Origin of the sequence: Citrobacter sp. RHB35-C17, from assembly GCF_013816795.1 — a bacterium.
Taxonomy (GTDB): Bacteria; Pseudomonadota; Gammaproteobacteria; order Enterobacterales; family Enterobacteriaceae; genus Citrobacter_A; species Citrobacter_A amalonaticus.
The window spans coordinates 282,094-296,905 of sequence record NZ_CP057150.1; the positions used below are offsets into that span (position 1 = coordinate 282,094).

Here is a 14,812-nt window from a genome sequence, read left to right on the forward strand (position 1 = left end):
TCACGGCGAGCGCAGTCATGACGTCTGTACGCCGCCCGGCTACTCTCACTTTTTCCTTCTCATCCCGGAGGGAAGATACCGCTGAACGCCCGTTCAGTGGGGTTTTGTGACACGCATTGTTTTCTAACAGGGATTATGGCGGGTCGATTATGGACAACATTAAACGTCATCTGACGTGGTGGGTTGTGGGCGCACTGGTGGTGATCGCTGCTGGCGTGTGGTGGGGTCTACGGCCCGCAGGCGTACCGGACGGTTTTGCTGCCAGCAACGGCAGAATCGAGGCGACGGAAGTGGACATTGCCACCAAAATCGCCGGACGTATTGATACCATCCTCGTGACGGAGGGGCAGTTCGTTCGCCAGGGCGAAGTGCTGGCGAAGATGGATACCCGCGTGTTGCAGGAGCAACGGCTGGAAGCCATCGCACAAATCAAAGAGGCCGAAAGCGCCGTGGCGGCTGCACGGGCGCTGCTCGAACAGCGGCAAAGCGAAACCCGCGCTGCCCAGTCGGTAGTGAAACAGCGTGAAGCCGAGCTGGATTCCGTCTCCAAACGTCACGTCCGTTCCCGCTCGCTCTCCCAGCGTGGCGCGGTCTCGGCGCAACAACTGGATGACGATCGTGCCGCCGCGGAAAGCGCACGCGCGGCGCTGGAGTCGGCAAAGGCGCAGGTCTCTGCGACGAAAGCAGCGATTGAAGCCGCGCGCACCAGCATTATCCAGGCGCAAACCCGCGTCGACGCCGCGCAGGCGACCGAACGGCGGATTGTCGCGGATATCGAAGACAGCGAGCTTAAAGCCCCGCGTGATGGCCGGGTTCAGTACCGCGTGGCGGAGCCGGGCGAAGTGCTGGCGGCGGGCGGTCGGGTGCTGAATATGGTCGATCTCAGCGATGTTTACATGACATTCTTTCTGCCCACCGAACAAGCAGGTCTGCTGAAAATTGGCGGTGAAGCCCGTCTGGTGCTTGATGCCGCGCCGGACCTGCGTATTCCCGCCACGATCAGTTTTGTCGCCAGCGTCGCGCAGTTCACGCCGAAAACCGTTGAAACCAGCGATGAGCGCCTGAAGCTGATGTTTCGCGTCAAGGCGCGGATCCCCCCTGAATTACTCCAGCAGCATCTGGAATATGTCAAAACCGGCTTGCCAGGCATGGCGTGGGTGAGACTGAACGAACAGCTTCCCTGGCCTGACTCGCTGGCGGTGAGGTTGCCGCAATGACCGCTCTGGCGCTGGTTCCCGTTCCTCCCGTGGCGCACCTTGACGGCGTGAGTCAGCATTACGGGACCACGGTGGCGCTGAATAACATCACGCTGGATATCCCCGCGCGCTGCATGGTGGGGTTGATCGGCCCCGACGGCGTGGGGAAATCAAGCCTGCTGTCGCTCATTTCCGGTGCCCGGGTGATTGAGCAAGGCAACGTCATGGTGTTGTGCGGCGATATGCGCGATCCGAAACACCGTCGTGACGTCTGCCCGCGTATTGCGTGGATGCCGCAGGGCCTGGGAAAAAACCTGTATCACACGTTGTCGGTGTATGAGAACGTCGACTTCTTCGCCCGTTTGTTCGGTCATGACAAAGCCGAGCGCGAAGCGCGGATTACGGAGTTACTGAACAGCACCGGTCTGGCGCCGTTTCGCGATCGTCCGGCGGGGAAACTCTCGGGCGGGATGAAACAGAAGTTGGGTCTGTGCTGTGCGCTGATCCATGACCCGGAATTATTGATACTGGATGAACCGACCACCGGCGTTGATCCCCTGTCTCGCGCCCAGTTCTGGGATCTGATAGAGAATATTCGTCAGCGGCAGACCAACATGAGTGTGCTGGTGGCGACGGCGTATATGGAAGAGGCCGAGCGTTTCGACTGGCTGGTGGCGATGAACGCAGGCGAGGTGCTGGCGACCGGCAGCGCGCAGGAACTCCGCGATAAAACCGCCAGCGCGACGCTGGAGCAGGCGTTTATCGCCCTGTTACCGCAGGCGCAGCGGCAGGCGTATCAGCCGGTGGTGATTCCGCCGTATCACGCAGAGCAGGAAGAGATCGCCATTGAGGCAAAAGACCTGACCATGCGCTTTGGCAATTTTGTCGCCGTCGATCACGTCAACTTCCGCATCCCGCGTGGGGAGATCTTTGGCTTCCTCGGTTCCAACGGCTGCGGTAAATCGACCACCATGAAGATGCTGACCGGGCTGCTGCCTGCCAGTGAAGGGGAGGCCTGGCTGTTCGGTCAACCAGTCGACCCGAAGGATATCGACACCCGTCGTCGGGTGGGCTACATGTCGCAGGCGTTTTCGCTGTACAGCGAGCTGACCGTTCGACAGAACCTTGAACTCCACGCCCGGTTGTTTCACATCCCGGAAGCGGAAATCCCCCGACGCGTTCAGGAGATGAGCGAACGTTTTATGCTGGCGGAGGTTGAGGATTCGTTGCCCGAGTCGCTCCCGCTAGGCATTCGACAGCGGCTGTCGCTGGCAGTGGCGGTGATCCATCGCCCGGAAATGTTGATCCTCGACGAACCGACCTCCGGCGTTGACCCGGTGGCGAGGGACATGTTCTGGCAATTGATGGTCGATTTGTCGCGTCAGGACAAAGTGACCATTTTTATCTCCACTCACTTTATGAACGAAGCCGAGCGCTGTGACCGTATGTCGTTAATGCATGCTGGAAAAGTGCTCGCCAGCGGTACGCCGCAGGAACTGGTTGAGCGGCGCGGGGCTACAAGCCTTGAAGAGGCGTTTATCTCCTGGCTCCAGGAGGCTGCGGGCCCGGCGCCTGAAACCTCTGTGCCGGTGGACACAAAGCATGAAGAGGCGAAGCCACCGCGTCAGGGATTCAGCCTGCGGCGATTGTTCAGCTACAGTCGTCGCGAAGCGCTGGAACTCAGGCGCGATCCGGTGCGTTCGACGCTGGCGCTGCTGGGCACGGTGATCCTGATGCTGATCATGGGTTACGGCATCAGCATGGACGTCGAAAACCTGCGTTTTGCCGTGCTCGATCGCGATCAAACCGTCAGCAGCCAGGCCTGGTCATTGAATCTGGCAGGCTCACGCTACTTCATTGAACAACCGCCGTTGACCAGCTATGACGATCTCGACCGGCGGATGCGTTCCGGCGAGGTGGCAGTAGCCATCGAAATCCCACCTAACTTTGGTCGTGACATTGCGCGCGGGACGCCGGTGGAGATTGGCGTCTGGGTGGATGGCGCCATGCCCAGCCGTGCCGAGACGGTAAAAGGCTACGTGCAGGCGATGCACCAGAGCTGGCTACAGGACGTGGCGAGCCGCCAGCCGATGCCAGTAGGGCAGAGTGGACTCATGACCATTGAAACACGCTATCGCTACAACCCGGATGTGAAAAGCCTGCCAGCGATTGTTCCGGCGGTCATTCCGCTGTTGCTGATGATGATCCCGTCGATGCTGAGCGCACTGAGCGTGGTGCGGGAAAAAGAACTGGGGTCGATCATCAATCTGTATGTCACGCCCACCACCCGCAGTGAATTTTTGCTCGGTAAACAGTTGCCGTATATCGCGCTGGGGATGCTGAACTTCCTGCTGCTGTGCGCCCTGTCGGTGTTTGTGTTTGGCGTACCGCACAAGGGCAGTTTCCTCACGCTCAGCCTGGCCGCGCTATTGTATGTCACCATCGCCACGGGAATGGGGCTGCTGATCTCCACGTTCATGAAGAGTCAGATTGCGGCAATTTTTGGCACGTCCATCATTACCCTGATCCCGGCGACGCAGTTCTCCGGGATGATCGATCCGGTGGCGTCGCTGGAAGGACCGGGACGGTGGATCGGCGAGATCTATCCAACCAGCCATTTCCTGACGATCGCCCGGGGCACATTCTCGAAAGCATTGGATCTTACCGATCTCTGGCCGCTGTTTGTACCGCTGCTGATCGCCATTCCGGTGGTGATGGGGCTGAGCGTGCTGTTGCTGAAAAAACAGGAGGGGTGATGCGCCGACTACGCAATATTTATAATTTAGGCATCAAGGAGTTGCGCAGTCTGTTGGGCGATAAGGCGATGCTGACGCTGATCGTGTTTGCCTTTACCGTCTCGGTGTACTCCTCCGCGACCGTGCTGCCGGGGTCGCTGCATCTCGCGCCGATTGCCATTGCCGATATGGACCAGTCTCAACTCTCGAACCGTATCGTCAACAGCTTCTACCGTCCGTGGTTTTTACCGCCGGAGATGATCACCGCCGATGAGATGGATGCCGGGCTGGATGCGGGTCGCTATACCTTTGCGGTCAATATTCCGCCAAACTTTCAACGGGACGTGCTGGCCGGAAGGCAACCCGATATTCAGGTGAATGTTGACGCCACGCGCATGAGCCAGGCGTTCACTGGCAACAGCTACATCCAGAATATCATCAGCGGCGAAGTGAACAGTTTTGTCGCGCGTTATCGCGATAACAGTGAACCGCTGGTTTCGCTGGAGACCCGAATGCGCTTCAACCCGAACCTCGATCCGGCGTGGTTTGGCGGGGTGATGGCGATCATCAATAACATCACCATGCTGGCGATTGTGCTGACCGGTTCGGCGCTGATACGCGAACGTGAACACGGTACGGTGGAACACCTGCTGGTGATGCCGATCACCCCGTTTGAGATCATGATGGCGAAAGTCTGGTCAATGGGACTGGTGGTGCTGGTGGTCTCGGGGCTGTCGCTGATGTTGATGGTGAAAGGGGCGCTCGGCGTGCCAATTGAAGGGTCCATTCCGCTGTTCATGTTGGGTGTGGCGCTGAGTCTGTTCGCCACCACGTCGATCGGCATTTTTATGGGTACGCTGGCGCGCTCCATGCCGCAATTGGGGCTGTTGATGATTCTGGTGCTTTTGCCTCTGCAAATGCTTTCCGGCGGCTCCACGCCGCGCGAAAGCATGCCGCAGGTGGTGCAGGACATCATGCTGACGATGCCAACGACGCATTTTGTCAGTCTTGCGCAGGCCATACTCTATCGCGGCGCCGGGTTCAGCATTGTCTGGCCGCAGTTTCTGACGCTTCTCGCCATTGGCGCGGCGTTCTTCCTGATCGCATTGCTGCGGTTCAGAAAGACGATTGGCACGATGGCGTAATCAGATGCCGGATGGCGACGATGTCTTATCCGGCCTACGGGAGTGCAAAGGCAGGCCGGGCAAGCGCAGCGCCCCCGGCGGCATCGTTGAGGCTTACTCTTCCTTCGGCAAACACTGCAAATGGCCGTGGCGCACGCCGCGCTGGGCGATAACATCATCGGCAAAATGTTGAACATCGCCCATGTCGCCTTTCAGGACGGCAATCTCCAGACAGTCGTCATGGTTGATATGCACATGCAGTGTGGCGACGGACAAATCATGGTGATGGTGCTGCGTTGAGACAATGCGACTGGCTAAATCACGCTTCTCATGTTCATACACGTAGGAGAGCACCGCAAAGCCCTGGGTGCCGTGCTCTTGCGTGGTTTCCTGCGCCAGCGCGCCGCGCAGAATGTCACGAATGGCTTCGGAGCGGTTGTTGTAACCACGGCGCTGGCTCAGGCTATCCAGCGTTTCCAGTAAATCGTCATCAAGCGTGATGGTGACTCGTTGCATCAGATATCAACCTTACGAAATGGCGCGACGGCGCACGGGATATGCGGGGAGTACCGCCTTTTGTAGCACACGACCGGCCTCGGAGGAAAAGGTTAATGCCTCACCCACAGTCTGTGTCTCAACGATCTGCCCGTCCTCCATCACCATCACACGATGGCAAAATCGTTCCACCAGCCGCAGATCGTGGGTGATAAACAGGCAGGCGGTACCAAACTGCTGCTGTATTTTTTTGAGCAGACGAATGACGCCTGCCTGCAACACCAGATCGAGATTCGACACCGCTTCATCGAGAATCAACAGTTTCGGCTCTACCACCAGTGCGCGGGCCAGACAGACGCGCTGGAGCTGACCGCCGCTGAGCTGTGGCGGACGTTTATCCAGCAGGTTTTCCTCCAGATCGACGGCGTGAAGCATCTCGCGTACCCGCGCCAGCTGTTCGGCTTTGGACAACGAGAGTAAATGACGCATCGGCTCACGCAGGATCTCACAGACGGTTTTACGCGGATTCACTGCGCTAATGGAATCCTGAAAGACCATCTGGATATCGCGGCGAAACGCCTTTTGTTTAGCCCGGTTCAGTTTTGCCAGCGGTTCACCGCGCCAGCTTACGCTTCCCTGACTGGGCGATTCCAGACCGACCAGCAGACGCGCTAACGTGCTTTTTCCGCAGCCGCTGCGCCCTAACAAGGCAACGGTTTCGCCGCTTTTCAGATGCAAAGAGACCGCTTTCAGCACCTGCTGATGCTGATGTTTTCCGCCCAGGCTGGCGTGGGCGTACTGATGAGAAAGGTCTGTGACGCTGAGTAAAGTCATGAGGCTAACTCCATACCGTACAGAGCGAGATGTGCCGACACCAGACCGCGGGTGATGGCGTGTTGGGGTGTCCTGAACAGGGTTTCCACGTTACCCTGTTCGACGATGTTTCCGTTATCCATCACTGCCACATCGTCGGCCAGTCGCGCGACCACACCCATATCGTGAGTCACCAACAGCATGCCCGGTGCTCGGCTCTGCATAATGCTCTCCAGCAGATCGAGGATGCGCGCCTGTGCCACCACATCCAGATCGGTGGTCGGCTCATCGGCGATGATAAACGGCGCATCGGACAGTACCGCCATCGCGATCATCATGCGTTGTAGCATGCCGCCGCTCATCTCGAACGGGTAGAGCTTCAGCACGCGATCGGCCTGCTCCAGGCCCACGGCTTGCAGGGCGTTGACGAGCGTGGCGTCATCTGCCGGTTTACCCAACGCCTGACAGGTTTCCCGTGCGTGGGTCGCCATCGTATGCAGGGGATTAAACGCGCTGCGCGGATTTTGCATAATGGTGGCAATTTTGAACCCACGCAGGGATCGAGGCGACACCGGTTTTCCGTCAGCGAGCAGCGTTCCGTTTGTCTGGCGCACACCAGCGGGCAAAATCCCAAGCGCCGCCGCGCAGGTCAATGATTTACCGCTACCGCTGCCACCCACCAGCGCCAGCACACGTCCGCGTTTGAGCGTTAACGACACACCGTGCACCAGCGGGCGATCGGCCTCTAAAGCGATGTTTTGCAGTTCAATGTGCTGTGGCATCAGTGGGCATGCTCCGTGATCAGATGAGGATCCAGGTGATCGCGCAGGGCGTCACCCACCATGTTGAAGGCCATCACGGTGATAAACAGCGCCAGCCCCGGCCAGAACATTTGCAGCGGCTGAGTCCAGATATACTGGCGGGCGTCGTTAATCATCACCCCCCATTCCGCCGTCGGTGCCGTCACGCCAAGGCCGAGGAAAGACATCCCGGCAACGTGCAGCATCATATGTCCAATATCCAGCGTGGCCAGCACCAGCAAAGACGGGATCACCGCCCCGGCCAGATGGTCGATGAATACCCGGACATGACCTGCGCCGGAAAGCCGTGATGCGAGAACAAACTCGCGCTGACGCAGAGAGATGACCAGGCTGCGCACCATCCGCGCATACCACGCCCAGTGTGACAGGGCGATGGCGATAATCACGTTGGTGAGTCCCGTGCCCAACACGCCGACCATGAAGAACGACAGAATGGAGGTCGGGAAGGTCATAAACATATCGGCGACGCGCATGGTGGCTTGATCGACACGACCACCCAGCAGTCCAGCGCTGCCGCCAACAATCAGTCCCAGCGCCAGCACGAGCAGCAGACAGGCCATCACCGAACCCAGCGACACGCGGGTCGCCGCCAGCAGGCGAGAGAAAATGTCGCGTCCCAGATGGTCCGTACCCAGCCAGTGCTGGCTGTCCGGGGCCAACAGGCGCGAGGGTAAATCGATCGCTTGCGGATCATACGGCAGCCACCACTGGCTGGTCAGCGCAATCACCGCCAGCAGGGCGATGACAATCATGGCCAGACGAACCGACCAGCGTGAAGAGAGGAAAAAGTTCACGAGTGCGCTCCTTCATGACGACGAATGCGTGGGTCCAGCGCGGCGTTCAGCAGATCAACAATCAGGTTACAGACCACGAAGACCACCACCATCATCAGCGTAAAGCACTGAATCACCGGGTAGTCGCGGTTAAATATCGCCGACACGGCATAGCGGCCGACGCCCGGCCAGGCAAAGATGTTCTCGATAATCATCGTCCCGCCAATCAGTTCGCCGATGTGCATCCCGACCGCGGTGACGACCGGCAGCGACGCATTACGCAAAATATGGCGGCGCTCGGTTTGTTTGTCGTTCAACCCGCGCAAACGCGCCCAGGTGACGTGACGCTGCCCGGCGACTTCTAACATGCTGGCGCGCAGGAGTCGGGCGTTGATCGCCAGGGACATAAAGGCGATCGACACCGCGGGTAAAATAAGATGCTGCCAGCCGCCGTAGCCCATTGCGGGCAGCCATTGCAGCCAGACCGAAAAGAACATCACTAACAGGAAGGCGAGCCAGAAGTTCGGCATCGACACGCCGAGGAAGGCAATCAGTCGCACGACGAAATCCGGCAGACGGTCGCGGTGACGCGCCGCCCAGATACCGAGCGGCACGGAAGTCAGCAGGATCAGCACCAGCGCCGCGCCCGCCAGCTCCAGCGTCGCGGGCAGGAAATTCAGCATGTCATCCAGCACCGGGCGCTGGGTGGCGAACGAGATGCCAAAATCCAGATGCAGCGCCTTCCACAGCCAGGTGCCGTACTGCACGACAAGCGGCTGATCAAGGCCCAGCATCACGCGGGTTGAGGCCACCATTTCCGGCGTCGGCGGCAGGTTCGATAAGCGAAGATAGTCGAGCGCCGGGTCGCCGGTGCCCAGGCGCAGCATCAGAAAGATAATCACCGAGGCGGCGAAAATCATCGGAATCAGCAGCAGAATGCGCCGCAGTACATAACGCAACATCAGGGTTTCACCGGTTTAATCTGTTCAAACGGGATTTCAGAGGCGATAGGCGCATACGGAATTGTGCCCAGTTCAGGTCTGGCGACCACCATCATCGAGACATAGCTGATGGGCAGATAGACCGCGTCGTTGTGCAGACGGGTCAGGATGTCTTTGTACAGCGCCTGACGCTGGGTGTCGTCGGTGGTTTCCAGTACTTCACCAATCTCTTTATCAATTAACGCTTTGTCAGCTAACCCCTGCTGAGCCTGGTAATCCGCATGTGACGGCACGCGCATCGAACTCATAAAGGCGTGCGGATCGTACGGCGCGCCCCAGGTGCGGTTGAAGATCATTCCGAAGCGTCCGTCGCGCTGGCGGGCATAAATACTGCTCTCTTCTTCGCCAATAAGTGCAACATCAACGCCAATCTGGCGCATATCGGCCTGAATAATTTCAGCCATCGATTTGCTCAGCGCGTCGGTGCCAATGAATGACAGCTCAATGCGCAGCGGTTGGCCGTTCTTCTCACGAATGTCTTTGCCGGCGGGGAGCGTCCAGCCGGCTTTTTCAAGCAGATCTTTCGCCTGCTGCGGGTCGTACTGACGTGGCTTCAGGCCAACGTTGGCATAAGGAACGGTAGGTGCAAACAGCGTGTCGGCGACCTGCTGCGTGCCGTACAGCGCATTGTCGATCAACGATTTCTTGTTCACCGCATAGTTCAGCGCTTCACGTACTGCCAGTTCATTGGTCGGTGCTTTCGCTGAGTTGAGTGCCAGCATTACCGTTTCAATCGGCTGAGAAAGCTGGGTGCGGTAGTTCGGGTTCTGACTGAAGCGGGCGAAGGTATCGAGCGGCAACACCCCTTCGTTACCGTATAACAGGTCGATGTCGCCTGTTTCAAACGCGACAGCGCGGGTCGTCGGATCCGGGATCACTTTGACGGTAATTTTTTGAATCTGTGGTTTTTCACCCCAGTAGCGATCGTTGCGTACCAGCACATCGTACTGATTGAGCTTCGACGCTTTCAGTACCCACGGCCCCGTGCCAATCGGCGCTTTAATACCGCGCATCGTTTCGTTGTCTTTAAATTGCGACGGCGCGATAAACCGGAACGGGCGCGGCAGCGCCAGCTCTTGCAGGAACGGGTAATAGGCACTTTTCAGGGTGATTTGGAGCTGGTTTTTGTCGAGCGCTTTCACATCGACGATCTGATTGAACAGTTCCAGCCAGGCGTGACGCTGGCGGTTATCGAGCACCACGCGGAAGTTTTCCGCCGCCGCATGGGCGTCGAACGCTTCACCATTTGAGAAGGTCACATCATCACGCAGGGTGAATGTCCAGGTTTTGCCATCTGCTGAGTGGGTCCAGCTTTTTGCCAGCCACGGAATGACCGAACCATCGGCCTGATACTTTACCAGCGGCTCATAGACCATGCTCTGGGCGAACATTTGGTTAGGGGTATACAGATGAGGGTTAAGCGGCCCAACGTTGACCGGCCAGGCGGTCGTAATTTCATCAGTGGCAGCGGCGTGCGTAAGGAATGACGCACAGGCCAGCAGCGCAAAAAGTGTGCGGCGTAGTCTGGACAAAATGGTGATCCCGAATGATGTAGAGGTACGACTTAATGAGTATGACGATTCTAAAGAATCATCATACTTTTGACGTGTTCTGGATCAAGAGAAGGGCGGTCAAACACGCGAATTATACGAAAATCGTATGTTTGCGATGTCAGACCGTTTCCAGCCACTGCACCGCGTCTGCGTTCAGGGTAAAGGGCGTGGGAGTGCAGACGGCCAGGCTCAGGTTATCGAGCTGGCAATGGCTCAGCGAAAGCCCGGAGTCAAAGGTGCTGTCGACGCTGACGATCTGCCACGCGCTGCCGCCGCGTTGTTTCACGATTGCCTCTTTTTGCGTCCAGATGCGCCAGAAGGCGGCGAGCTGCCGATCCGGATGTTCCGCTTCCACTTCGGCATGTTCGCCGAGGCTGAAGACCGCATTTGCCAGCGAGCGCCAGTTGGCGCGCGGGCGGATGATTTCGAGATCGCAACCCACTTCGCCTTCGTCGCTCAGCAGCAGGGCGATATCGTCACCGCTGTGGCTCAGGTTGAACCACAGCGACGTCTCGGGTGAAAACGCGGGTTTCCCCTGTTCGCCGTAAACAATCTCCGGCAGCGGCGAGAGGGTATGGGAAAGCAGAACGCGACCGGCCAGCCAGCGTGCGCGTCGCGGACCCTGCGGCGCCAGATCGGTTAACGCAGACGGCAAGGTGCCTGCGCTGAGTGTCGAAACTTTTCCCAGTACGATCCGATACATGTCAGGACCAACGTTTAATGATGATGGACGTATTGATGCCGCCAAACGCAAAGTTGTTGCTCTGTAAGAATTCACAATCAATCTTGCGGGCTTCACCCATGATGTAATCCAGCGCGCCGCAGTTGGCGTCGGGCTGTTTTAAGTTTAGCGTAGGCGCAAACCAGCCTTCACGCATCATTTGCAGACTCATCCAGGCTTCCAGCGCGCCACAGGCACCAAGGGTATGCCCAAAATAACTTTTCAGCGAGGAGATTGGCACATTATCGCCATAAATTGCGGCAGTCGCCTGACTTTCCGCAATATCGCCACGATCTGTCGCCGTGCCGTGTGCGGAAATATAGCCGATATCCAGCGCGTTTAATCCTGCCATTTTCAGCGACTGTTCCATGCAAATTTGCATGGTTTCCCGTTGTGGCTGGGTGATATGCGCGGCGTCGCAGTTGGTGGCAAACCCGATGATTTCACCGTAAATCGTCGCGCCGCGTGCTTTGGCGTGTTCCAGTTCTTCAAGGATCAACGTCCCGGCGCCTTCGCCAATCACCAGCCCATCGCGCTGTTCATCGAACGGCGACGGCGTGGTTTTCGGTTGATCGTTGCGCTGACTGGTGGCGAACAGCGTATCAAACACCGCCGCTTCCGACGGGCACAACTCTTCCGCGCCGCCTGCTACCATCACGGTTTGATAACCGTGGCGAATCGCTTCCCACGCATAGCCAATCGCCTGGCTGCCGGACGTGCAGGCGCTGGAGGTGGGGATCACGCGTCCGCGCAGGCCGAAAAACAGCCCGGTATTGACGGCGGTGGTGTGCGGCATCATCTGCACATAGGTGGTGCCGGTAATGTTATTGGTGTGCTTTTCGGTCAGCATGGTGGCAAATTCGCTCACCGGGCCAGTACTGCCGGTGGATGAGCCATACGCAATACCCGTTTCTCCGTTGGTGAGCACGTCGTCGCCAATCAGTCCAGCCTGTTCGAGCGCCAGTTCGGTGGCGCGGGTAGACATCAACGACACGCGACCCATCGCACGGATGCGCTTACGGGTGTAATGCTCCGGCAGCGTGAAATCATCGATCGGCGCGCCCAGCAGGGTATGTAGCCCGTCATAAACCTGCCACTCCGGCATTTTGCGCACGGCGTTTTCATAGGCCCGCAGTCGGGCGGAAACATCCTGCCAGTTTTCCCCAAAGGCGGTGACGCCGCCCATGCCCGTTATCACCACGCGACGTGTCATAACATCCCTCCATTGATGGAAATCACCTGACGGGTGACGTAGCTCGCCACATCCGACATCAAATAGCTGGCAAGCCCGGCGACTTCGTCCGCCTGACCCATGCGTTTCATTGGGATCATCGCCATCGCTTCCTTCAGCGCGGCCTCTTCCATTTCGATCATTCCGGTGTCGATCAGCCCCGGCGCGATGCAGTTGACGGTTATTTTGCGTTTCGCAAGTTCAATCGCCAGCGCTTTGGTGGCGCCGATAATCCCGGCTTTGGCGGCGCTGTAGTTTACCTGCCCACGATTGCCCATTACGCCGGACACCGACGACAGGGTGATAATCCGACCGCCCTGGCGCGCGCCGATCATTGGCATGATGCACGGCTGAATGACGTTATAAAAACTGTCGAGGTTAGTGTGGATCACCGTGTCCCAGTCACTGTCGCTGAGTGCCGGGAAGGCGGCATCGCGGGCAATGCCTGCATTGCTGACTACGCCGTACCATGCGCCATGCGCCTCGATATCCTGTTCCAGTACTTCGCGGCACTGCTCGCGGTTCGCCACGTCGAAACTGAGCAGACGCCCTGCGCCACCGACGGCGAGAATGGCATCCAGCGTCTCCTGCGCGCCCTGTGCATCACGATGGTAGTGGACGCCGACCACAAAGCCGTCCGCTGCCAACTGGCGGGCGATTGCGCGACCGATGCCTTTGCTGGCGCCGGTAACTAAAACTGAACGACTCATGCGGACGCTCCTTGTTGAAATAGAGAATGAAGTTCTTCTGCCGATGGCTGGAAGGTATTAACGCGGCCTGTCGCCAGTGTCTCTTCGTCGGCGGTAATCGCGCATTCGAAGCTGCCGAAACGGTCGTCCTGCATCAGCAACTTAACGGTAATGGATACGGTTTTGCCTGCGGGCAGAACGCCGGCTGTGCAAATCAGTTCGCGCGCGCCGAGCACCATCCCGAGTGAGATCGCTCCCTGACCCTGCTGATGGCGGTGCCAGCCGGACCAGACGCCGACGGTCTGCGCCATCAGTTCCAGTGCGAACCAGCCGGGTAAATTGCCTTGCGGATCAAGGAACGGTGCGAGAACGCCGCCGCTCGCCACCGTGACGCAACAAATAGCGGTGTCTTCGCCCACGCGAACCACCTCTTCGAGTAGCAGCATGGGCGCGTCGTGCGGCAGGTATTCGCCGGGTGATAAATAGTGGCTCATGACATTCTCCCGAGCAGAATACTGGTGTTATTGCCGCCAAAGGCGAACGAATTCGACAAGATAAACGGGCGTTCAAGCGGCTGAGGTTGCTCGATGATGCCGCAGGGCGGCAGCGCCGGATCGCGCGGCGACAGACTAAAGTCCTGTACTGGCAGGGGCAGGTCATGCTGCAACATCAGCATGCTGAGCGCCGCTTCGGTAATCCCTGCCGCGCCCAGCGTGTGGCCAGTCAGGTGTTTGGTCGAGCTGCACGGGACGCGCTCGCCAAACAGCGCGTTGACCACCCTGGATTCGATCTGGTCGTTCAGCGGCGTGGCGGTGCCATGCAGATTGATGTAACCCACCTGTTCGGGGGTGAGACCGGCATTGTCCAGCGCCTGCTGGATGGCGCGAATTGCCCCAACGCCCTCCGGGTGCGGTGCCGAAATATGGTGCGCGTCGCTGGATTCCCCTACGCCAAGCAGCGCGATGGGCTGTGGCTCGCGGGTCAACAGCATCAGCGCCGCGCCTTCGCCAATAGTAATACCGCTTCGGTCGCGGGCAAACGGCAGACAGCGCGTCGGCGAGAGCGATTCGAGACTGTGGAAGCCGTTGATCGGCATCCGGCTCAGGGTATCTGCGCCGCCGACGATGGCGACGTCCACGAGATCGGATTCAATTAAGCGGCGTCCGCTGATGATAGCGCGAGCGCTGGAGGAGCAGGCGGTGGAGAGGGTGAATGCCGGGCCGTCCAGCTTCAGCCAGTGGCTGAGAAAGCGCGACGGGTCGCCCAGTTCCTGCTGCGCGTACTGCCAGTGATGGCTCTCTTCGCCGTTCAGCGTCAGGTTAACGTGTGTGTCGCCTTCATCCAGACCGGACGTGCTGGTGCCGAGCACCACCGCAACCCGATCGCGACCGTAGCGCGCAATGGCCTCATCCACCTGCGGCTGGATCTGCCTGAGCGCCGCCAGCAGCAGCTGATTGTTGCGCGAACGGTGGGCGCTAAAGTCATCCGGGATGGCGGGCAGTTCGCCGTCCACGCCAGCAAGTACCGCGTGCGGATGCCCCTGTAACCAGCCGGTGCGCGGGCGCATGCCGGGTGCAACGCCATGCGTCAGGTTGGCGGCGATTTCATCGGTATCGTTGCCCAAGGCGTTAATCATGCCCACCGCAGAAATGTAAATCAT

General features: G+C 58.9%; 14 protein-coding genes. 3 read left to right on the top strand and 11 right to left on the bottom strand.

Annotation, left to right across the window (positions count from 1 at the left end):
- The first annotated feature begins 149 nt into the window (after positions 1-149).
- Genes HVZ37_RS01270 through HVZ37_RS01280 form a run of 3 tightly spaced genes read left to right on the top strand, consistent with a single transcriptional unit; the run spans position 150 to position 5,076 of the window.
- Complete coding sequence (locus HVZ37_RS01270) at positions 150-1,217, top strand: HlyD family efflux transporter periplasmic adaptor subunit (RefSeq protein ID WP_042998521.1); 1,068 nt, start codon at positions 150-152, stop codon at positions 1,215-1,217.
- Positions 1,214-3,952: a ribosome-associated ATPase/putative transporter RbbA gene (rbbA, locus tag HVZ37_RS01275; protein WP_181628040.1), complete on the top strand. Its 2,739-nt coding sequence runs from the start codon at positions 1,214-1,216 to the stop codon at positions 3,950-3,952. The genes HVZ37_RS01270 and rbbA overlap by 4 nt, the downstream gene beginning before the upstream one ends.
- Positions 3,952-5,076, top strand: coding sequence for an ABC transporter permease (locus HVZ37_RS01280; RefSeq protein WP_044327558.1), 1,125 nt, complete (start codon positions 3,952-3,954; stop codon positions 5,074-5,076). The genes rbbA and HVZ37_RS01280 overlap by 1 nt, the downstream gene beginning before the upstream one ends.
- Before the next feature lie 93 nt (positions 5,077-5,169).
- Here the strand turns inward: HVZ37_RS01280 and nikR are convergent, their stop codons facing one another.
- The 11 genes from nikR to HVZ37_RS01335 all read right to left on the bottom strand — a co-directional run bounded on the left by nikR (position 5,170) and on the right by HVZ37_RS01335 (position 14,812).
- Entirely contained in the window at positions 5,170-5,571 is a 402-nt protein-coding gene (gene nikR / locus HVZ37_RS01285; RefSeq protein WP_042323093.1) for a nickel-responsive transcriptional regulator NikR, read from the bottom strand.
- A gap of 12 nt (positions 5,572-5,583) precedes the next feature.
- Positions 5,584-6,384 (bottom strand): nickel import ATP-binding protein NikE, encoded by an 801-nt coding sequence (gene nikE / locus HVZ37_RS01290; protein ID WP_099433903.1) that lies wholly within the window; start codon positions 6,382-6,384, stop codon positions 5,584-5,586.
- Positions 6,381-7,145 (bottom strand): nickel import ATP-binding protein NikD, encoded by a 765-nt coding sequence (gene nikD / locus HVZ37_RS01295; RefSeq protein ID WP_181628041.1) that lies wholly within the window; start codon positions 7,143-7,145, stop codon positions 6,381-6,383. Before nikD ends, nikE begins: the two co-directional genes overlap by 4 nt.
- Entirely contained in the window at positions 7,145-7,978 is an 834-nt protein-coding gene (nikC, locus tag HVZ37_RS01300; RefSeq protein ID WP_042998516.1) for a nickel ABC transporter permease subunit NikC, read from the bottom strand. Before nikC ends, nikD begins: the two co-directional genes overlap by 1 nt.
- The gene (gene nikB, locus HVZ37_RS01305) at positions 7,975-8,919 is read right to left on the bottom strand and encodes a nickel ABC transporter permease subunit NikB (protein WP_044253638.1); all 945 of its coding nucleotides are present in this window, start codon (positions 8,917-8,919) and stop codon (positions 7,975-7,977) included. Before nikB ends, nikC begins: the two co-directional genes overlap by 4 nt.
- Positions 8,919-10,493 carry a nickel ABC transporter substrate-binding protein gene (gene nikA / locus HVZ37_RS01310; RefSeq protein ID WP_181628453.1) on the bottom strand — a complete coding sequence of 525 codons (1,575 nt, stop codon included), beginning with the start codon at positions 10,491-10,493 and terminating at the stop codon, positions 8,919-8,921. Before nikA ends, nikB begins: the two co-directional genes overlap by 1 nt.
- Before the next feature lie 136 nt (positions 10,494-10,629).
- A complete protein-coding gene (gene acpT, locus HVZ37_RS01315; RefSeq protein WP_044327811.1) occupies positions 10,630-11,214 on the bottom strand; it encodes a 4'-phosphopantetheinyl transferase AcpT in 585 nt (194 codons plus the stop codon).
- Position 11,215: 1 nt separating this feature from the next.
- A complete protein-coding gene (locus HVZ37_RS01320) occupies positions 11,216-12,445 on the bottom strand; it encodes a beta-ketoacyl-ACP synthase (RefSeq protein ID WP_044253626.1) in 1,230 nt (409 codons plus the stop codon).
- A complete protein-coding gene (locus HVZ37_RS01325; protein WP_054176495.1) occupies positions 12,442-13,173 on the bottom strand; it encodes a 3-ketoacyl-ACP reductase FabG2 in 732 nt (243 codons plus the stop codon). The genes HVZ37_RS01320 and HVZ37_RS01325 overlap by 4 nt, the downstream gene beginning before the upstream one ends.
- Positions 13,170-13,646, bottom strand: a complete 477-nt coding sequence (locus HVZ37_RS01330; RefSeq protein ID WP_044263913.1) for a 3-hydroxy-fatty acyl-ACP dehydratase — start codon at positions 13,644-13,646, stop codon at positions 13,170-13,172. Before HVZ37_RS01330 ends, HVZ37_RS01325 begins: the two co-directional genes overlap by 4 nt.
- Positions 13,643-14,812 (bottom strand): beta-ketoacyl-[acyl-carrier-protein] synthase family protein, encoded by a 1,170-nt coding sequence (locus HVZ37_RS01335; protein ID WP_044263911.1) that lies wholly within the window; start codon positions 14,810-14,812, stop codon positions 13,643-13,645. The genes HVZ37_RS01330 and HVZ37_RS01335 overlap by 4 nt, the downstream gene beginning before the upstream one ends.